At 72.2% G+C, this 18,980-nt stretch carries 16 protein-coding genes and 1 pseudogene; 9 read left to right on the top strand and 8 right to left on the bottom strand.

What is annotated here, in order from left to right; all coding sequences use genetic code 11:
• Positions 1-77 precede the first annotated feature (77 nt).
• Both BN159_RS24200 and BN159_RS24195 read left to right on the top strand, forming a co-directional pair.
• Positions 78-2,603: a helicase C-terminal domain-containing protein gene (locus BN159_RS24200; RefSeq protein ID WP_015659623.1), complete on the top strand. Its 2,526-nt coding sequence runs from the start codon at positions 78-80 to the stop codon at positions 2,601-2,603.
• A gap of 85 nt (positions 2,604-2,688) precedes the next feature.
• Positions 2,689-4,332, top strand: coding sequence for a DNA repair helicase XPB (locus BN159_RS24195; RefSeq protein ID WP_015659622.1), 1,644 nt, complete (start codon positions 2,689-2,691; stop codon positions 4,330-4,332).
• A gap of 16 nt (positions 4,333-4,348) precedes the next feature.
• On the opposite strand, the gene BN159_RS24190 is transcribed toward BN159_RS24195, so the two are convergent.
• Positions 4,349-4,534 carry a hypothetical protein gene (locus BN159_RS24190; RefSeq protein ID WP_041819777.1) on the bottom strand — a complete coding sequence of 62 codons (186 nt, stop codon included), beginning with the start codon at positions 4,532-4,534 and terminating at the stop codon, positions 4,349-4,351.
• A 293-nt stretch (positions 4,535-4,827) separates the two neighbouring features.
• Between BN159_RS24190 and BN159_RS24185 the strand changes: the two genes are divergently transcribed.
• Complete coding sequence (locus tag BN159_RS24185; RefSeq protein ID WP_015659620.1) at positions 4,828-6,870, top strand: HelD family protein; 2,043 nt, start codon at positions 4,828-4,830, stop codon at positions 6,868-6,870.
• Between the two features lie 144 nt (positions 6,871-7,014).
• On the opposite strand, the gene BN159_RS24180 is transcribed toward BN159_RS24185, so the two are convergent.
• Both BN159_RS24180 and BN159_RS24175 read right to left on the bottom strand, forming a co-directional pair.
• On the bottom strand, positions 7,015-7,707 hold the full coding sequence (locus tag BN159_RS24180) for a copper homeostasis protein CutC (protein ID WP_015659619.1): 693 nt from the start codon (positions 7,705-7,707) through the stop codon (positions 7,015-7,017).
• A gap of 132 nt (positions 7,708-7,839) precedes the next feature.
• Positions 7,840-8,508 carry a maleylpyruvate isomerase family mycothiol-dependent enzyme gene (locus BN159_RS24175; RefSeq protein WP_015659618.1) on the bottom strand — a complete coding sequence of 223 codons (669 nt, stop codon included), beginning with the start codon at positions 8,506-8,508 and terminating at the stop codon, positions 7,840-7,842.
• A 50-nt stretch (positions 8,509-8,558) separates the two neighbouring features.
• Here BN159_RS24175 and BN159_RS24170 point away from each other — a divergent pair, with 50 nt between their 5' ends.
• Positions 8,559-9,218, top strand: a complete 660-nt coding sequence (locus BN159_RS24170; RefSeq protein WP_015659617.1) for an HD domain-containing protein — start codon at positions 8,559-8,561, stop codon at positions 9,216-9,218.
• A gap of 18 nt (positions 9,219-9,236) precedes the next feature.
• On the top strand, positions 9,237-10,331 hold the full coding sequence (locus tag BN159_RS24165) for a GNAT family N-acetyltransferase (protein ID WP_015659616.1): 1,095 nt from the start codon (positions 9,237-9,239) through the stop codon (positions 10,329-10,331).
• On the opposite strand, the gene BN159_RS24160 is transcribed toward BN159_RS24165, so the two are convergent.
• Positions 10,328-10,591, bottom strand: a complete 264-nt coding sequence (locus tag BN159_RS24160) for a DUF4031 domain-containing protein (protein WP_015659615.1) — start codon at positions 10,589-10,591, stop codon at positions 10,328-10,330. The two genes, BN159_RS24165 and BN159_RS24160, sit on opposite strands and share 4 nt — an antisense overlap.
• The gene (locus tag BN159_RS24155; protein WP_015659614.1) at positions 10,588-10,977 is read right to left on the bottom strand and encodes a hypothetical protein; all 390 of its coding nucleotides are present in this window, start codon (positions 10,975-10,977) and stop codon (positions 10,588-10,590) included. The genes BN159_RS24160 and BN159_RS24155 overlap by 4 nt, the downstream gene beginning before the upstream one ends.
• A 55-nt stretch (positions 10,978-11,032) precedes the next feature.
• Here BN159_RS24155 and BN159_RS24150 point away from each other — a divergent pair, with 55 nt between their 5' ends.
• Genes BN159_RS24150 through BN159_RS24135 form a run of 4 tightly spaced genes read left to right on the top strand, consistent with a single transcriptional unit; the run spans position 11,033 to position 15,338 of the window.
• Positions 11,033-11,947, top strand: coding sequence for a MurR/RpiR family transcriptional regulator (locus tag BN159_RS24150; protein ID WP_041819776.1), 915 nt, complete (start codon positions 11,033-11,035; stop codon positions 11,945-11,947).
• Between the two features lie 37 nt (positions 11,948-11,984).
• Positions 11,985-12,920, top strand: coding sequence for an N-acetylmuramic acid 6-phosphate etherase (gene murQ / locus BN159_RS24145; RefSeq protein ID WP_015659612.1), 936 nt, complete (start codon positions 11,985-11,987; stop codon positions 12,918-12,920).
• A gap of 15 nt (positions 12,921-12,935) precedes the next feature.
• Positions 12,936-14,315 carry a PTS transporter subunit EIIC gene (locus tag BN159_RS24140; protein WP_015659611.1) on the top strand — a complete coding sequence of 460 codons (1,380 nt, stop codon included), beginning with the start codon at positions 12,936-12,938 and terminating at the stop codon, positions 14,313-14,315.
• 57 nt (positions 14,316-14,372) lie between these two features.
• The gene (locus BN159_RS24135) at positions 14,373-15,338 is read left to right on the top strand and encodes an ankyrin repeat domain-containing protein (RefSeq protein WP_015659610.1); all 966 of its coding nucleotides are present in this window, start codon (positions 14,373-14,375) and stop codon (positions 15,336-15,338) included.
• 58 nt (positions 15,339-15,396) lie between these two features.
• Here BN159_RS24135 and BN159_RS24130 read toward each other — a convergent pair.
• From BN159_RS24130 to groL, 3 genes and pseudogenes are all read right to left on the bottom strand, one after another.
• Positions 15,397-15,693 (bottom strand): annotated as a pseudogene (locus BN159_RS24130) (MFS transporter); the annotation flags it as partial.
• Between the two features lie 134 nt (positions 15,694-15,827).
• The gene (locus tag BN159_RS24125) at positions 15,828-16,958 is read right to left on the bottom strand and encodes an NADH:flavin oxidoreductase (RefSeq protein WP_015659608.1); all 1,131 of its coding nucleotides are present in this window, start codon (positions 16,956-16,958) and stop codon (positions 15,828-15,830) included.
• A 219-nt stretch (positions 16,959-17,177) separates the two neighbouring features.
• Entirely contained in the window at positions 17,178-18,800 is a 1,623-nt protein-coding gene (groL, locus tag BN159_RS24120; protein WP_015659607.1) for a chaperonin GroEL, read from the bottom strand.
• Between the last annotated feature and the right edge of the window lie 180 nt (positions 18,801-18,980).

The raw sequence follows: 18,980 nt of genomic DNA, 5'->3' as shown, positions 1-18,980 counted from the left end.
CGGTACCGCGCCGAAGCGGGCATCCCGGTCCCGCGCAGCCGCGCCCGCAGACGTGCCCAACCGCTAACGTGGGCCGGATGAGCGATCCGGCACCCTCGCCCCGTTCCCTCGCGGAAGCGCTCCGCGCGCGGGACGACGCCTCCCTGGCCGTACTCCTGCGCAGCCGACCCGACCTCATCACCCCGGTGCCGACGGACCTCACGCAGCTCGCGACGAGGGCCGGGACCCGGGCCTCCGTCGTACGTGCGCTGGAGCGGCTCGACCGGTTCGCGCTCCAGACCGCCGAGGCCCTGGCCGTGGCCGCCGACCCGGCGCCGTACGGCGAGCTGCTCGGGCTGATGGCTGGCGACGGCGGTGACCCGGCGGTCGAGGGCGCCCTGCCCCGCGCGGTCGCGCTGCTGCGCGAGCAGGCCCTGATCTGGGGCGACGACGACCGGCTCCGCCTCGTCCGCACGGCCCGCGAGCTGCTCACGCCCACCCCGCAGCACCCGTCCCCGACCGGCCTCGGTCCGACGGTGCGGGAGGCCACCGCGGGCATGTCCCCGGGCCGTATCCAGGAGATCGTCGCCGCCGCCGGGCTGCCCTCCACCCACGACGCCGTCTCCGCGGTGACCGCGCTCACCGGCCTGTTCGGCGACCGGCGGCGGATGTCCGCGCTGCTCGCCGGGGCCCCCGCGGAGTCACTGGACGTCCTCAACCGCCTCGTGTGGGGCCCACCGTACGGGCAGGTCACCGCCGATCCGGCGCCCCGGCTGCGCTGGCTGCTGGACCGCGGACTGCTGCTGCCGACGACGCCGGGGACGGTCGTACTCCCCCGCGAGGTGGCGCTGCATCTGCGCGCGGGCCGTGCGCACCGGGCCACCGAGCCGCTGCCACCCGCCGTGGAGGCCGCGGCCGCGCACCGTCCACAGGTTGTGGACGCGACGGCGGCCGCGGAGGCCTACACGGCGCTGGCGACGGTGGAGGAGCTGCTGAAGGACTGGGACGAGGGCGGCCCGGCGGTGCTGCGGGCGGGCGGGCTCAGCGTCCGTGACCTCAAGCGCACCGCGGTGGCCCTGGACGTCGCCGAACCGGTCGCCGCGTTCTGGGTGGAGCTCGCCTACGCCGCCGGACTGCTCGCCTCCGACGGCGAGGCGGACGAGCGCTACGCCGCGACCCCCGCCTACGACGAGTGGCTGGAGCAGGCCCCGGACCTGCGCTGGGCCCAGCTGGCCCAGGCCTGGCTGACCGCGACCCGGACCGCGGGCGTGGTCGGCGGCCGGGACGCCAAGGACCGCACCCTCTCCGCCCTCGGCCCCGGCCTGGACCGCTCCGCCGCCCCCGAGGTACGGCACCGGGTGCTGACCCTGCTGGCCGGGCTGCCGGAGGGCGCCGCCCCGAGCCCGGAGTCGGTGCTGGCCCGGCTGCGCTGGGAGCGCCCGTTGCGCGGGCCGCAGAAGGAGGCGGGCGACGATCCGCGCGGACAGCTCGCCGAGTGGACGCTGGCGGAGGCCGAGCGGCTCGGGGTGACCGGGCGCGGCGCCCTGTCGGCGCACGGCCGCGCGCTGCTGGGCCTGCCGGAGACGAAGGGCCACGCGCGCGAGGCGGAGCCCACCGGCCCCGGCGACAAGCTCCCCGTCCACCACCACCGCACCCCCGCCGCCGCGCCCCTCTCCCCGCCCGAGCAGGCCACCGCCTCCGCCGCGGCCGCCCGGCTGCTCGCCCCGCTGCTCCCCGAGCCGCTGGACCACGTGCTGCTCCAGGCGGACCTGACCGCGGTGGCCCCCGGACCGCTCCGGCGGCCCCTCGCCGAGATGCTCGGGGTGCTCGCGGACGTGGAGTCCAAGGGCGGCGCCACGGTCTACCGCTTCACGCCCGGCTCGGTGCGCCGCGCCCTTGACTCCGGCCAGGCCGCCTCCGACCTGCACGCCTTCCTCACGGCGCACTCCCGCACGCCGGTGCCACAGCCGCTGACGTACCTGATCGACGACGTGGCCCGTAAGCACGGGCACCTGCGGGTGGGCGCGGCCTCCTCCTACGTCCGCTGCGACGACGAAGCGGTCCTCAACGAGATCCTCGCCGACAAGCGCGCCGCGGGCCTGCGCCTGCGCCGCCTCGCGCCGACCGTGCTGGCCGCGCAGGCCGATCCGGCGACCCTGCTGGACGGCCTGCGCGGGATGGGCTTCGCCCCGGCAGCCGAGTCCGCCGAGGGCGACGTGCTGATCACCCGGGCCCTGGCCCACCGCACCCCGCCGCGCACCGCACCCGAACCGGTCCCCGACGGCCCGCCGATGCCGGACGCGACCCTCCTCTCGGCCGCGATCCGCGCGATCCGCGCGGGCGACATGGCCTCCACGACGCCCCGCAAGTCATCCCCGCCGGCCGGCGGCGAACTCCCCCGCACCAGCTCCGCCGAGACCCTCGCCACCATGCAGGCCGCCGTCCTCACCGGCGAGGCCCTGTGGATCGGCTACGTCAACGCCGAGGGCGCCGCCAGCCAGCGCGTCATCGCCCCGATCCGCGTCGAGGGCGGCTTCGTGACGGCGTACGACCACACCGCGGACGAGGTCCGGACGTATCCCTTGCACAGGGTGACCGGGGTGGCGGAGCTGGCGGACGATTGACGGGGGTGGTGTGATCCACGCCCGCCCGTGATCGGCCGCCCTTCAGGCACACTGGACGTTTGGACCAGTCCGGAGGGATGCGTACGTGAACGGACCGTTGATCGTCCAGTCCGACAAGACCCTGCTCCTGGAAGTCGACCACGAGCAGGCCGACGCATGCCGTCGGGCCATCGCGCCGTTCGCCGAGCTGGAGCGGGCGCCGGAGCACATCCACACCTACCGGGTGACCCCGCTCGGGCTGTGGAACGCGCGTGCCGCCGGGCATGACGCCGAGCAGGTCGTGGACGCGCTCGTGCAGTTCAGCCGGTACCCGGTGCCGCACGCGCTGCTCGTCGACGTCGCCGAGACCATGGACCGGTACGGCAGGCTGACGCTCTCCAAGCACCCCGCGCACGGGCTCGTCCTCACCACCACCGACCGGCCGGTGCTGGAGGAGGTGCTGCGGTCCAAGCGGATCGCGCCGCTGGTCGGGGCCCGGCTCGACCCGGACACGGTCGTCGTCCATCCCTCCGAGCGCGGGCAGATCAAGCAGACGCTGCTGAAGCTGGGCTGGCCGGCCGAGGACCTCGCCGGGTACGTCGACGGCGAGGCGCATCCCATCGAGCTGGCCGAGGACGGCTGGGCGCTGCGCCCGTACCAGAAGCAGGCCGTGGAGAACTTCTGGCACGGCGGGAGCGGAGTGGTCGTCCTGCCCTGTGGCGCGGGGAAGACCCTCGTCGGCGCCGGGTCCATGGCGCAGGCCAAGTCGACCACCCTGATCCTCGTCACCAACACCGTCTCCGCCCGGCAGTGGAAGCACGAGCTGGTGAAGCGGACCTCGCTGACCGAGGACGAGATCGGTGAGTACAGCGGGACGAGGAAGGAGATCCGGCCGGTCACCATCGCCACGTATCAGGTGCTGACGACGCGGCGTAAGGGCGTCTACCCGCACCTTGAGCTGTTCGACTCCCGGGACTGGGGTCTGATCGTCTACGACGAGGTGCATCTGCTGCCCGCGCCGGTCTTCAAGTTCACGGCGGATCTTCAGGCGCGGCGGCGGCTGGGGCTGACGGCGACGCTGGTGCGGGAGGACGGGCGTGAGTCGGACGTGTTCTCGCTCATCGGCCCGAAGCGGTTCGACGCTCCGTGGAAGGAGATCGAGGCGCAGGGCTACATCGCGCCCGCGGACTGTGTCGAGGTGCGGGTGAACCTCACGGACTCCGAGCGGCTCGCCTACGCGACCGCCGAGCAGGAGGAGAAGTACCGCTTCTGCGCCACGACCGCGACCAAGCGGAAGGTGACGGAGGCGCTGGTACGGCGGTTCGCGGGACAGCAGATCCTGGTGATCGGCCAGTACATCGACCAGCTCGACGAACTCGGGGAGCATCTGAACGCCCCGGTCATCAAGGGCGAGACGTCCAACGCCCAGCGCGAGAAGCTCTTCGACGCCTTCCGGGAGGGCGAGATCAGCGTGCTGGTGGTGTCCAAGGTGGCGAACTTCTCGATCGACCTGCCGGAGGCCACGGTCGCCATCCAGGTCTCGGGCACCTTCGGGTCGCGGCAGGAGGAGGCTCAGCGGCTCGGCCGGGTACTGCGGCCGAAGGCCGACGGGCATCAGGCGCACTTCTACTCGGTCGTCGCCCGCGACACGATCGACCAGGACTTCGCCGCCCACCGTCAGCGGTTCCTCGCCGAGCAGGGCTACGCGTACCGGATCGTCGACGCGGACGAGCTGCTGGCGGAGGGCTAAAGCAGGCCCTGGGGAGCTACTTGCGGCGGACGCCGGCTTCCTCGCCGTACTCGCCGAGGATGACCACGTCGAAGGCGGCGCCCACGAAGACCTTCACGGCTCGCAGGGCGTCGCCGATGCGGTGGTGGTGGCTGCCGAGGACCGGACTGGCTCCGGAGGCCGGGGGGCGGCCGGGAGCTGGGGTGATGGTTGCTGCACTCATGTCTCCATGGTTGCTCGCGGGGGGTAAGGAGGGCATCGGTCCCCTGGGCGAATCGGCGGGAGGCCGTCGTACGTCTGTGGGCCGACGCGTACCCCCCGGGGAGGAGGGGCTCGTCCCCTAGGGGATGACGAGGGTCGGCTAAAACCGTTGGCTTCTTCCTCCCCGGCTCACCTAGAATCTCCGCTCTTGCCCGCCTCCCTTCACGGAGCGCCGTCGTCCGGACGGAAACCGGACGGCTTCTCGCAGCGCCGGACCGCGCGCGCCCGACACGTAGGCCAACCGGAGGCACCCCCTTGTCCACGTCCGCCGACGATCCCCTCTCCCGGGAGCGTTCCCACCTCGCCTCCTCCCGTGCCGCGCTGCGTGCCATGCGCGAGGACGTGGAGGCACTCGACATCAAGGACGTCACCGCGAACTGGGTCAACGCCGAGGTGCTGGCCCACCAGATCGACGAGCGGATCAAGGCTCTGGCCGATCTGAGCGACACCCCGCTGTTCTTCGGCCGCCTCGACTATCTGCACGCGCCCGGCGCGGAGCGGTCCGAGGGTGCCGAAGGGGAGCGCTTCTACATCGGGCGTCGGCATGTGCACGACGCGGTCGGCGATCCGATGGTGATCGACTGGCGGGCGCCGGTGTCGCAGCCGTTCTACCGGGCGTCCAAGAAGGACCCGCAGGACGTGGGCCTGCGCCGGCGGTTCGGCTACACCGGCGGGGATCTGACGGCGTACGAGGACGAGCACCTCTCGGACCCGGCGGAGGCGGCGCGGACGAGCAAGCTGCTCCAGCAGGAGATCGAGCGGCCGCGTGTGGGCCCGATGCGGGACATCGTCGCCACGATCCAGCCCGAGCAGGACGAGATCGTACGGTCCGGGCTGGGCGGCACGGTGTGTGTGCAGGGAGGTCCGGGGACCGGGAAGACGGCGGTGGGCCTGCACCGGGTGGCGTATCTGCTGTACGCCCATCGCGAGCGGCTCGCCCGGACCGGGACGCTGGTCATCGGGCCGAACCGGTCCTTCCTGCACTACATCGAGCAGGTCCTGCCCGCGCTCGGCGAGCTGGCGGTGCGGCAGGCCACGGTCGACGACCTGGTCGGGCACGTGGAGGTGCGCGGTACCGATGACGCGGCGGCGGCGATCGTCAAGGGCGACGCTCGGATGGCGGAGGTGTTGCGGCGGGCGCTGTACGCGCATGTGACGCTGCCGACGGAGCCGGTCGTAGTGGTGCGCGGGTCGCGTCGGTGGCGGGTGCCGTCGTACGAACTCACGGACATCGTGCGGGAGTTGCTGGACCGCGAGATCCGTTACGGCGCCGCCCGGGAGGCTCTTCCGCAGCGGATCGCGCATGCGGTGCTGGTGCAGATGGAGCGTTCGGGTGAGGCGCCGGACGACCGGGTGCAGGACGCGGTGGCGCGGAACACTGCCGTGAAGGCGGCCGTGAAGGCGATCTGGCCGGCGGTGGAACCGGCGAAGCTGGTGCTGCGGCTGCTGACGGACGCGGAGTATCTCGCCGAGCACGCGGAGGGCGTGCTGAGCGAGGACGAGCGGAAGACGATCCTGTGGGCAAGGCCGGTGCGGTCGGTGAAGTCGGCGAAGTGGTCGGCGGCGGACGCGGTGCTCATCGACGAGGCGACGGATCTGATCCAGCGGACGCAGTCCTTGGGGCACGTGGTGCTGGACGAGGCGCAGGATCTGTCGCCGATGCAGTACCGGGCGGTGGGGCGGCGCTGTACGACGGGTTCGGCGACGGTGCTGGGAGATCTGGCGCAGGGTACGACGCCGTGGGCGACGCGGAGTTGGGCGGAGGCGCTGTCCCACCTCGGCAAGTCGGACGGCGTGGTGGAGGAGCTGACGGCGGGCTTCCGCGTCCCGACCGACGTCATCACCTACGCGTCCCGGCTGCTCCCGCACATCGCACCGGACCTGACGCCGGTGGAGTCGGTGCGCGAGAACCCCGGCACGTTCGAGGTGCGGCCGGTGTCGGGGACGGCGGATGTGGTCCAGGCATGCGAGGAGCTGCTGCGCAACGAGGGCTCCACGGGCCTGATCGCGGCGGACGCGAAGATCCCCACGCTGGCGGAGGCTCTGACGGAGGCGGGCATCGGCTGCCTCTCCCCCGGCGAGGAGACCACCGCGGAAACCCGCCTGACCCTGGTCCCGGCATCCCTGGCGAAGGGCCTGGAGTACGACTACGTGGTCCTGGACGAACCCCAGGCGGTCATCGACGCCGAACCGGACGAACGCACGGGCCTGCGCCGCCTGTACGTCACCCTGACCCGAGCGGTGTCGGGGTTGATCGTGACGCATGGAGCACCGCTGCCGGAGCAGCTGACGTCCTGACGAAAGCCGGTCCTGCCGAACCGCCGTAGCTGCGGGCAGTCGTGCCGCTGGGGCGGCACGGGTGGGCTGGGGGTCCCCCCTCTGGGGGAGGCACCCCGCTAGCGCGGGTGAGCGCACCCACCCCACCTCAGCCCCAATGGACGGTCAGCCGCCGTCCAGCACGCGCCGCCACTCCGCCACCGCCGCCTCCGACACCGGCGCGGACCAGCCCCCCGGCCGGGCCGCGCCGCCGATGTGGAAGGCGTCGATGCCTGCTGACAGCAGGTAGGGGACGTGGTCCAGGCGCAGGCCGCCGCCTACCAGGATCTGGGGCTCGTAGCCGGGTTCGCCGCCCCGCGCCGCCTCCGCGAGCAGGGTCGGCAGGCCCTCGTCCACTCCCGTCGACGAGCCCGCCGTGAGGTACGCGTCCAGGCCAGGGAGGCCGTCCAGCGACTTGCGCAGCGCGTCGCGGTCCGCCGCTCGGTCGATCGCCCGGTGGAAGGTCCAAGAGGCACCGGCAAGGGCGCCCACAACTCGCTCCACCGCGTCCAGGTCCACCGCCCCCTCCGCGTCCAGGAACCCGAGCACGAACTCCTCCGCCCCAGCCCCCCGCATCTCTTCCGCGGCCGCCACCAGCCGGTCCACGTCCCCGGCCTCGAACCCGTCCGCCAGCCGCAACATCACCCGCGCCGGGATGTCCACCGCGGCACGGATCCCGGCCACGGTCGCGGCCGACGGAGTCAGTCCGTCGGCCGCGATCTCGGTGACCAGTTCGAGGCGGTCCGCGCCTCCGGCCTGGGCGGCGGTCGCGTCCTCGGCGTCGAGGGCGATCACCTCCAGGACTGCACGCTTGCTCATGGGGCCCCATTCGTCTGCGACCAGAGGTCGGCTACAGCTCTACAGATCAAAGCTCTACAGGTCTAGTCCAATTCTGTCCAAGACTACGCCTGCTACACCGGCCCTCATGATCTGGAGGCCCCCAGGCACCCCTCACCCGAAGATGTTCAGCTCCCCCACATCCGCCCCGGCCAGCTCGTACGACACCCCGCTCGCGAGCCGCCGCCCGGAGTACAGCCGTACGAGAGTCGCCGCGTCCCCGATGAAGCGGGCCGGGGTCCGATCCCCGGAATCGGCCCCGAGACGCAGCGGCTCGTCAACGTCATCCAGGTCTGCGTGAAGAGCCAGGTGCCCTCGGGAACGGGTCACGAAGGCCAGCAGCGGAAGCGCGTACGGCAGACCGGGCCCTCTGTACGCCTCCGGCTCGCCCCACGCCTCCCGCACGTCCCCGGCGTGCACCCACTCCCCGAGCGCGACCGCGTCCAGCACCCCGCGCCCCTTCGCCAGCACCGGACCGGCCTCGGTCATCCCGCGTTCCAGCTCGTCGACGATCCGCCCGACCGGCCACTCGGCCCGCTCGGCGATGTCCCGGTCATTGGACTCGGGCGAGAACACCCCCTCCTCGAGCCGCCTCTCCACCACCCGCAACAGCGCGGCCGAACAGTGCGCCAGCACATCCCGCACCGACCAGCCCGGACACGCCTCCACCGCCACCCCGAAGTCCCCCTCGGAGCGCCCCCGCAGCAGCGGCACCAGCGCGTCCCGCTCAACCGTCAGCAGATGTCCCGGCAGTTCCGGATCCCGTACGCGTACGTCAGTCATGGCTCCACGCTAGGCCGTGGGCGAACGCGACGGGCGGGGACAATGGGCGCATGGCCGATCTCGATGCACTGCGCTCCCGTTTCGTCCACGCCCTCGACGGCGCCCGAGACCCCGGCGGGCCCGACGCCGCGGCGTATGCCGAGAACCTGCTCGACCGCTGGCGGGAGCCGCAGCGGCGGTACCACACGGTCGAGCACCTGACCGCGGTCCTCGACCGGATCGACGAGCTCCAGGAGTACGCCGACGACCCGGACGTGGTACGCCTGGCCGCCTGGTTCCATGACGCCGTCTACCTCCCGGACCGCTCCGAGAACGAGGAGCGGTCCGCGCGGCTCGCCGAGCGGGCCCTCGCCGAGGCCGGGGTTCCGGAGGAGAAGGTCGTGCAGGTGGTACGGCTGGTCCGGCTCACCGTCACCCATGACCCCGCCGACAGCGACCGCGACGGGCAAGTCCTGTGCGACGCCGACCTCGCGATCCTGGCCGCGTCGCCCTCCGCGTACGCCGCCTACACCGCCGCCGTCCGCGAGGAGTACCACTTCGTCCCGAGCGACGCCTTCCGCGCGGGCCGGGCCGCGATTCTGCGCCAACTCCTGGATCTGCCCCGGCTGTTCAGGACGCCGTACGGCAGCGAGAAGTGGGAGGCCACGGCCCGTTACAACCTCACGTCCGAACTGGAAATGCTGTCGCTGCCATCTACCCCGTCCGCATAACCTGCCCCCATGCGACACATGGGCGGGGAACGCGTGGCGGAGGCGGTGGCGGGCTCGGTGGCCCTGCTGCGGACGGCGACCGACAGGGACTGGGACGCGGTCAAGGCCGCGCGCTCGCAGTGGAGTTGCCGGGAAGCGGCCCTGCACATCGCCTACGACCTCATCGTCTACGCGAGCCGGCTGGCCGGGCGGGGCAGCACCAGCCACGTCCCCCTGAAGATCGCCCCCGACGACAACGCGGGCAACGAGGGCATCCTCCAGATCATCGAGACCACCGGCACCCTGCTCACCGCCACCATCAACACCACCCCCCGCCACATACGCGCCCACCACCCCCGCCCCTTCTTCACCGCGAACCCCGAGGGCTTCGCCGCCCTGGGTGTCGGCGAGGTGCTGCTGCACACGTACGACATCGCCGAGGCGCTCGGCCTGAGCTACGAACCCCCCACCGAGCTGGCCGAGTTCGCCCTGACCCGGCTCCTGCCGCACATCCAGCCCGGACCCACCCCCTGGAGCACCCTGCTGTGGGCCACCGGCCGCGGCGAACTGCCCGGCCGGGCGCCGGTCACCAACTGGTACTGGATCAACCCCCTGGTCATCCCCGCCGAGCGCCTCGCCCTGGAGAGCCTGACCCCCGCGGCCGCCGCCGACCTCGCCGCGGGCGGCGACGGCGGCTTCGACTGGGTCACCGACGGCCCCTACGACGGCACCCGTGAGGCCTCCGGGATGCTGCTCAAGGCATACGAAGCGGGCGTGCACCGCCCCGAGTTCGGCGTCTTCGTCCTGGTCCGCCACGAGGACGACCGCGCGGTGGGCGCCCTCGGCTTCCACGGCGCCCCCGACGAGGACGGCCGCGTCGAGATCGGCTACGACCTGGCGGAGTCGGCCCGCGGCAACGGCTACCTCACGGAGGCGCTCCGCGCACTGTCCGAGTGGGCGCTGGCCAGGGACGACGTACGGACCCTGTTCGCGACGATCGACCACGACAACCTGAAGTCACAGGCAGTGGTGAACAGGGCGGGCTTCGCCAGGGCGACCGTGGAAGAGGAGCGGGCGATGGGCGAGCGACGGGAGTCGGACGGCCCGCTGCACGTGTACGTGCGGACCGCTTAGGCGCGGCCCTTCGGCCGCCTCAACCCCGTTGCCGTCAACAGCCGTACGACCTCCCGGCTGCTCACCTCGACCGCCCCCGCGGCCACCACATCCGCATACCGGTGGGAGGGTATGTCGTAGTGGTCCCGCTCGAACGCGCGCTGCGGCACACCCAGCCGCCCGGCGAACTCATGCAGCTCGGCGAAAGAGACGTCGCTGATCAGGTGGGACCACATCCGGCCGTGCCCCGGCCAGGTGGGAGGGTCGATGTACACCGTCACGAGGCCGAGCCCGTCGCCCTGCCCAGGGAGCCCACCGACGCCACCTTCACGCCCGCCTGGTGGCAGACCCAGTGCGGATCGGGGCCCAGCTCCGGTTCCACGTCCAGCGCGTGCGGGTCGCCGGAGCCGCAGACCGGGCACAGCGGCCAGCGGCCGTACCGCTCCAGCAGGGCGTCCTGGACGTCCTGCGCGATCAGACCAGCGACGTAGGAGACACCTTCCGGCCACTGCTCCACCCACCACCGCCGCTGCACGACGGACTCCTCGACCAGCGACACCACGTCCGCCTCGGCGACCTGGCCGGCGACGAGATCGGCGAGCACGAGGGCGCGCGCCGCGTGCAACGCCTGCTCCAGGGGGCTGATGGGGAGGCCGGAGGGATCCATGCCCCCATTGTGCGCACTCTTGACCACAACCCCGAAGCGAAAATATCTTTCAACCGTGACCCAGCAAATGAAGGAAACTTTCGCGCACCCCGGCGGCCCGCCTCCCGCCCCCGCCGCCCTCGCGGCGAAGGTGCGCACGCTGGCACCGTCCATGACCCGGTCCATGCAGCGCGTCGCCGAGGCCGTGGCCGGTGACCCGGCCGGCTGCGCGGCGCTCACCGTCACCGGGCTCGCCGAACTGACCGGCACCAGCGAGGCGACCGTCGTACGCACCGCCCGCCTGCTCGGCTACCCCGGCTACCGCGACCTCAGGCTCGCCCTCGCCGGACTCGCCGCCCAGCAGCAGTCCGGCCGCGCGCCCGCCATCACCACCGACATCGCGGTCGACGACCCGATCGCCGACGTCGTCGCCAAACTCGCCTACGACGAGCAGCAGACCCTCGCCGACACCGCCGCCGGACTCGACACCGCCCAGCTCGGCGCCGCCGTCACCGCGCTCGCGGGCGCCCGCAGGGTCGATGTGTACGGCGTCGGCGCGTCCGGCCTGGTCGCCCAGGACCTCACCCAGAAGCTGCTGCGCATAGGGCTGATAGCCCACGCGCACAGCGACCCGCACCTCGCCGTGACCAACGCCGTGCAGCTGCGCGGCGGCGACGTGGCCATCGCGATCACCCACTCCGGCTCGACCGGGGACGTGATCGAGCCGCTGCGGGTGGCCTTCGAGCACGGCGCCACCACCGTGGCCGTCACCGGACGGCCGGACGGGCCCATCGCCCAGTACGCCGACCACGTACTGACCACGTCCACCGCCCGCGAGAGCGAGCTGCGCCCCGCGGCCATGTCGTCCCGGACCGGCCAACTGCTCGTCGTGGACTGTCTGTTCGTGGGCGTCGCCCAGCGCACCTACGAGTCCGCGGCACCCGCCCTGTCGGCGTCCTACGAGGCCCTGGCCCACCGGCACCGGCGATAGAGACCAGTGACATGACACCCGTACGGGGAATGAGCTCATGACCTCCACGTCCGACCCCCGTGATCTGCGCGCCGAGTTGGAGTCCCTCACCACCGAGGCGTTCCGGCCCGACCGCGCCGACATCGACCGGCTGCCCACTCTCGACCTGGCCCGCCTGATGAACGGCGAGGACAGCTCCGTACCGTCCGCCGTGGCCGAGCGGCTGCCGGTGATCGCCGCCGCGATCGACGCCGTGGCGGAGCGCATGGCGCGCGACGGGCGGCTCGTGTACGCGGGCGCGGGCACCGCGGGGCGGCTCGGGGTGCTCGACGCCTCCGAGTGCCCGCCCACCTTCAACACCGACCCGACGCAGGTCGTCGGGCTGATCGCGGGCGGCCCTGCGGCCATGGTGACCTCCGTCGAGAGCGCCGAGGACTCCAAGGAGCTGGCCCGCGCCGACCTCGACGAGCTCAAGCTCACCCCGCTGGACACCGTGGTCGGCGTCTCCGCCTCCGGCCGTACGCCGTACGCGATCGGGGCGGTCGAACACGCCCGCGCGCAGGGCGCGTTGACCATCGGCCTGGCCTGCAACGCGGGCAGCGCCCTCGCGGCCGCCGCCGAGCACGGCATCGAGATCGTGGTCGGCCCCGAACTGCTCACCGGCTCCACCCGGCTGAAGTCCGGCACGGCGCAGAAGCTGGTGCTCAACATGATCTCGACGATCACGATGATCCGGCTCGGGAAGACCTACGGGAACCTGATGGTCGACGTCCGCGCCTCCAACGAGAAGCTGCGGGCCCGCTCCCGCCGGATCGTGGCGCTGGCCACGGGCGCGGACGACGAGGAGATCGAGCGGGCGCTCGCGGCCACGGACGGCGAGGTGAAGAACGCCATCCTGGTGATCGTCACCGGTGTCGACGGCCCGACGGCCGCCCGCCTTCTGGAGGAGTCCGGCGGCCATCTGCGCGCCGCGCTGGCGGCGGCGGGCGGCTGACCGCACGCTCGGGGAGTGACCACCTCGTACGACACCGCGGCCGCGATCCTCCCCCTGGTCGGCGGCCCCGCGAACATCACCTCCGTCGCGCATTGCATGACCCGGCTGCGCCTGGGCCTGGCCGACCGCTCCCTCGTGGACGAGGAGGCGCTGCGGGCGGTGCCCGGGGTGCTCGGGGTGGTCGACGACGACACGTATCAGATCGTGCTGGGGCCGGGGGTGGTCGCACGCGTGACATCGGACTTCGAGGCGCTGCTGACGTCGGCGGGGCAACTGACGGTGAAGGGCGCCGAGTTGAAGGCGGCCCGCAAGGCGCGCAACGCCACCCCGGGCAAGCTGCTCCTGCGCCGCCTCGCCAACATCTTCGTACCGCTCATCCCGGCCCTGATCGGCTGCGGCATCCTGGCCGGGGTCAACGGCCTGCTGCTGAACCTCGGATGGCTCCCCGGCCTGACCCCCGCCCTCACCACCCTCGCCGCCGCCTTCATGTCCCTGATCGCGGTGTTCGTCGGCCACAACACGGCCAAGGAGTTCGGCGGCACCCCCGTGCTGGGCGGGGCCGTCGCGGCGGTCGTGGTGTATCCGGGGGTGGCGAAGGTGACGGCGTTCGGGGTGACCCTCGCCCCCGGCCAGGGCGGGGTGCTCGGCGCACTGACGGCGGCGCTGCTGGGGACGTACGTGGAGAAGTACTGCCGCCGCCGGATGCCGGGCACGCTGGACGTCCTGCTGACCCCCACGCTCACCGTCCTGATCGCGGGCCTCGCCACGCTCTACGGCCTGATGTACGCGGCCGGTGAGATCTCCGCCGCCATCGGCACCGCAGCGAACTGGCTGCTCTCCACGACCGGCGCCTTCGCGGGCCTCGTCCTCGGCGGGCTCTTCCTCCCCCTGGTGATGCTGGGCCTGCACCAGGCCCTGATCCCCATCCACACCACCTTGATCGAACAGCAGGGCCACACCGTCCTGCTCCCCATCCTCGCGATGGCGGGCGCGGGCCAGGTGGGCGCGGCGCTGGCGGTGTACGTCCGGCTGCGCCACGACACCTCGTTGCGTACGACGATCAGGTCCGCGCTCCCGGCCGGGCTGCTGGGAGTGGGCGAGCCGCTGATCTACGGCGTCTCCCTCCCCCTGGGCCGCCCCTTCCTGACGGCCTGTGTGGGCGGCGCTGCGGGCGGCGCCTTCGTGGGCGGCTTCGCGATGCTGGGCGACCAGGTCGGCGCGACGGCGATCGGCCCGTCCGGCTGGGCCCTGTTCCCGCTGCTCGCGGGGAACGGCGGCCTGTGGTGGACGGCCGCCATCTACGCCGGCGGCCTGCTGACGGGCTACGCGGTGGGCTTCGTGACGACGTACGCCTTCGGCCTCAGGAGTCTTCCGTCCCCGTCGCCTGCTGAGTGAGGGCCGACTGTCAGTGGTGTCTGCGAGGGTGTCCGTACCTGGACCGAAGGGGGCACCGTGACAGGGCGGACGGCGCATGGCTGGGACGGCATGAGCTACGAGGGCTGGCAGGACATCGACGACGTACGGCGCCGCCTCGACGCGGGCGCCGATCCGGAGCGGTGGGGCGTCGGGGAGTCCCGGCCGCTGCACCGGGCGGTGGATTTCGGTTCCCCGGAGGTCGTAGCGGAGCTGGCCGGGCGGGTGGCCGACGTGGACGCGCTGGAGCATGGGGTGACCGCGCTGTGGGAGGCGGTCGTCGGCCGCCGTACGGAACATGCGCGTGCCCTGCTCGCCGCCGGGGCGGACCCGGAGTGGGTCGGGTACGGCGGCTGGACACCGGCCCGGCTCAGCCTCGCAGGACCCGAACCGGACCTGTTCCCCGATGTTCGGGGCGCGCTGACGGACGCCGAGCGCGCCGTGGCGGAGGAGGGCCGACGGCTGATATCGGCCCTCGGGGAGTTCTACTACGACGGCCTGGGGCTGGCCTGCGTCGCCGGGATCGACGCCGAGGAGGCGATACGGCGGCTGTCGGCGACCCCTGCGGACCCGGAGTTCCTGGACGAACTGCTGGCGGACCCGCTCGACTTCGACATGGACGAGAGCCTGCGCATCGTCGGCGTGACGACCGTGCCGGGCGGCTGTGTCGTCTCCCAGCCGTGGGGATACGCACCCCAGCAGCCGGTCGTCATGCGGCAGCTGTCCGAGGGCACCCTGGCCTACGGCCTGTACGCCAACCCCAAGAGCGGCAACCAGGGGTGCGTCTGCCGCGACGGCGAGGGCGAGGGCTGGGACCTGCACCCGGGCGGCGGGCCCAACCCGGAGGACAGCCCCGACGATGTCCTGTTCTCGTACGTCTACACCAGCAACGCGGTCGCCTACTGCCTCGCGTACGCCGGTCTGCGCCCGACCGACGCCCGCGCGGTCCTCGGCCCGCCGGACCACTGGGTCGAGTTGCCGGAGCGCGACTACTGGGCGCAATGACAACGGCCCGCCGACCGTCGCGGGAGGACGATCAGCGGGCCGAACCGAGGCCGGACGCTCAGGACTTGGCGGCCGCCTCGGCCGGTGCCGAGGTGCCTTCGCCCGCTGCGGCCGGAGTGGGGGCCGGGCTCCGGCGCGGGATGAAGGAGGCTACCGCGAAGGCGAGGAGGGCCGCTCCGGCGCCGACGGCCAGGACCACCTTGAAGCCGCCCTCGGAGGGCAGGGCGTAGCCACAGAAGTCGGTGGTCATCTGGGCGAGGACGACACCGGCGACGGCGCTCGCCGAGGAGGTGCCGATGGACCGCATCAGGGTGTTGAGGCTGTTCGCGGCGGCCGTCTCGGAGGCGGGCTGAGCAAGGGTGTCGGACATGGAAAGGGCCTCGTCGGCACAGAAGAGCTTGACCGAGGCAACCTTAAGTCAGTTGATTGACTTACATAAAGGGTGCAGATCAGGGGTCCGGGGACGACCCCGGACCCCTGGAGCGTGCGTCAGCTGAGGGAGGTCAGCGAGGACGCGTCGTACGGGGCCAGCTCGGACACCCGGCCGGCCAGGACCTTCTCCGCCCACTGCGGGTCCTGGAGCAGGGCGCGGCCGACGGCGACCAGGTCGAACTCGTCGCGCTCCATGCGGTCCAGGAGGTTGTCCAGGCTGCCGACCGCGGCACCCTCGCCCTGGAACGCCTTGATGAAGTCGCCGTCCAGACCGACCGAGCCGACGGTGATGGCGGGCTTGCCGGTCAGCTTCTTCGTCCAGCCGGCGAGGTTCAGGTCGGAGCCGTCGAACTCGGGGACCCAGTAGCGGCGGGTGGAGGCGTGGAAGGCGTCGACACCGGCCGCGGCGAGCGGGGCGAGGATGGCGTCCAGCTCTTCCGGGGTCTCGGCGAGGCGGGCGTCGTAGGCCTCCTGCTTCCACTGGGAGTAGCGGAAGATGACGGGGAAGTCGGCGGAGACCTTCTCGCGCACGGCGGCCACGATCTCCGCGCCGAACTGGGTGCGGGCGACCGGGTCGCCGCCGTAGGCGTCGGTGCGGCGGTTGGTGCCCGCCCACAGGAACTGGTCGACGAGGTAGCCGTGGGCGCCGTGGATCTCGACGCCGTCGAAGCCGATGCGCTCCGCGGCGGCGGCCGACTCGGCGAACGCGGCGATGACCTCGTCCAGGTCCTGCCGGGTCATGGCCTTGCCGGTGGGCTCGTCGGCGCCGATGCGCAGACCCGAGGGGCCGACGGCGGGGGCGTCGGCGAACGGGGGCTGGCCCTGCTCGCGCACCATTCCGATGTGCCACAGCTGCGGGACGATCGTGCCGCCCGCGGCATGCACCGCGTCGGCGACCTTCGTCCACCCGGCGAGCTGGTCCGCGCCGTGGAAGCGGGGCACCCGGTCGCTCTGACCGGCCGAGTCGTGTCCGACGTACGTGCCCTCGGTGACGATCAGACCGACACCGGCCGCGGCGCGGCGGGCGTAGTACGACACCACGTCCTCGCCCGGGACGCCGCCCGGGGAGAACATCCGGGTCATCGGCGCCATGGCGATGCGGTTGGGGACGGTCAGGCCGTTGATCGAGGTCGGGCGGGAGAGGATCTCGGCGGCGCGCGAGGCGGCCTCGGATGCGGCGACGGTCACGTGGGGGCTCCTTGGGGGTACCGGATGGTATGTGCGCGCGCATTGAACGCACCTCAGCGTCAACCCCGACGCCCCCGCGGCCCATTCCCCCGCATCCGAATCACCGACGTGACCCCGGCAACACCCGGCCCCGAACACGCCCGAGGGCGGCACCCCCTGATCGAAAGGATCGAACAGGAAGTGCCGCCCTCGGCAAGGACGCTGATCAACCGGAGTTGATCAGAAGTCCATGTCACCGCCCGGCATGCCGCCCGGAGCGGCCGCGGCGGCCTTCTCCGGCTTGTCGGCGATGACGGCCTCGGTGGTGAGGAACAGCGCGGCGATGGAGGCGGCGTTCTGAAGCGCGGAACGGGTCACCTTCGCCGGGTCGATGATGCCCTCGGCGATCATGTCGACGTACTCGCCGGTCGCGGCGTTCAGGCCGTGGCCGACCTGGAGACCGCGGACCTTCTCCACGACGACGCCACCCTCGAGACCACCGTTGACGGCGATCTGCTTGAGCGGGGCCTCCAGCGCGAGCTTCACGGCGTTGGCGCCGGTCGCCTCGTCACCCTCGAGCTCCAGCTTCTCGAACACCTGGGAGGCCTGGAGCAGGGCCACGCCACCACCGGCGACGATGCCCTCCTCGACGGCCGCCTTGGCGTTGCGCACGGCGTCCTCGATGCGGTGCTTGCGCTCCTTGAGCTCCACCTCGGTGGCGGCACCGGCCTTGATGACCGCGACACCACCGGCGAGCTTGGCCAGGCGCTCCTGGAGCTTCTCGCGGTCGTAGTCCGAGTCGCTGTTCTCGATCTCGGCGCGGATCTGGTTGACCCGGCCCTGGACCTGCTCCGAGGAGCCGGCGCCGTCGACGATCGTGGTCTCGTCCTTGGTGATGACGACCTTGCGGGCCTTGCCCAGGAGGTCGAGGGTCGTGTTCTCGAGCTTGAGACCGACCTCCTCGGAGATGACCTCGCCGCCGGTGAGGATGGCGATGTCGTTCAGCATCGCCTTGCGGCGGTCGCCGAAGCCCGGGGCCTTGACGGCGACGGACTTGAAGGTGCCGCGGATCTTGTTCACGACCAGGGTCGACAGGGCCTCGCCCTCGACGTCCTCGGCGATGATCAGCAGCGGCTTGCCCGACTGCATGACCTTCTCCAGCAGCGGGAGCAGGTCCTTGACGGAGCCGATCTTGGAGTTGGCGATCAGGATGTACGGGTCGTCCAGGGACGCCTCCATACGCTCCATGTCGGTGGCGAAGTACGCCGAGATGTAGCCCTTGTCGAAGCGCATACCCTCGGTGAGCTCCAGCTCCAGACCGAAGGTCTGGGACTCCTCGACGGTGATGACGCCTTCCTTGCCGACCTTGTCCATGGCCTCGGCGATCAGCTCGCCGATCTGGGTGTCGGCGGCGGAGATGGAGGCCGTGGAGGCGATCTGCTCCTTGGTCTCGACGTCCTTCGCCTGCTCCAGCAGGGCGGCGGAGACGGCCTCGACGGCCTTCTCGATACCGCGCTTCAGGGCCATCGGGTTGGCACCGGCGGCGACGTTGCGCAGGCCCTCGCGGACCAGCGCCTGGGCGAGCACGGTCGCGGTGGTCGTACCGTCACCGGCGACGTCGTCCGTCTTCTTGGCGACTTCCTTGACCAGCTCGGCGCCGATCTTCTCGTACGGGTCCTCCAGCTCGATCTCCTTGGCGATGGACACACCATCGTTGGTGATCGTGGGGGCGCCCCACTTCTTCTCGAGGACGACGTTGCGGCCCTTGGGGCCGAGCGTCACCTTCACGGCGTCCGCGAGCTGGTTCATGCCGCGCTCGAGGCCGCGCCGCGCCTCCTCGTCGAACGCGATGATCTTGGCCATGTGAAGTGGTCCCTCCAGGACTGGGGGTGATTCCTTCGGACCGCGCCCGCGCCCGCGACGGACGGCCTGCCTGCCTCGTGGTTCCTTGCCCCACCCGGCCTGCGGGCCTCACCGACCCGGTCCTTCTTTGTCACTCTCACCTTCAGAGTGCTAACGCCCAATGATTAGCACTCGGCCCAT

It is taken from the genome of Streptomyces davaonensis JCM 4913 (genome assembly GCF_000349325.1).
Lineage (GTDB): Bacteria > Actinomycetota > Actinomycetes > Streptomycetales > Streptomycetaceae > Streptomyces > Streptomyces davaonensis.
Note: the sequence above shows the minus strand (reverse complement) of the source record. Positions and strands in the feature narration are given on the sequence as shown.

Bases quoted from the DNA above. Each gene is read 5' to 3' on its own strand.
- BN159_RS24200 (WP_015659623.1), top strand. From the start codon at position 78: ATGAGCGATCCGGCACCCTCGCCCCGTTCCCTCGCGGAAGCGCTCCGC.
- BN159_RS24190 (WP_041819777.1), bottom strand. From the start codon at position 4,534: ATGAGTGCAGCAACCATCACCCCAGCTCCCGGCCGCCCCCCGGCCTCC.
- BN159_RS24180 (WP_015659619.1), bottom strand. From the start codon at position 7,707: ATGAGCAAGCGTGCAGTCCTGGAGGTGATCGCCCTCGACGCCGAGGAC.
- BN159_RS24175 (WP_015659618.1), bottom strand. From the start codon at position 8,508: ATGACTGACGTACGCGTACGGGATCCGGAACTGCCGGGACATCTGCTG.
- BN159_RS24170 (WP_015659617.1), top strand. From the start codon at position 8,559: ATGGCCGATCTCGATGCACTGCGCTCCCGTTTCGTCCACGCCCTCGAC.
- BN159_RS24165 (WP_015659616.1), top strand. From the start codon at position 9,237: ATGGGCGGGGAACGCGTGGCGGAGGCGGTGGCGGGCTCGGTGGCCCTG.
- BN159_RS24155 (WP_015659614.1), bottom strand. From the start codon at position 10,977: ATGGATCCCTCCGGCCTCCCCATCAGCCCCCTGGAGCAGGCGTTGCAC.
- murQ (WP_015659612.1), top strand. From the start codon at position 11,985: ATGACCTCCACGTCCGACCCCCGTGATCTGCGCGCCGAGTTGGAGTCC.
- groL (WP_015659607.1), bottom strand. From the start codon at position 18,800: ATGGCCAAGATCATCGCGTTCGACGAGGAGGCGCGGCGCGGCCTCGAG.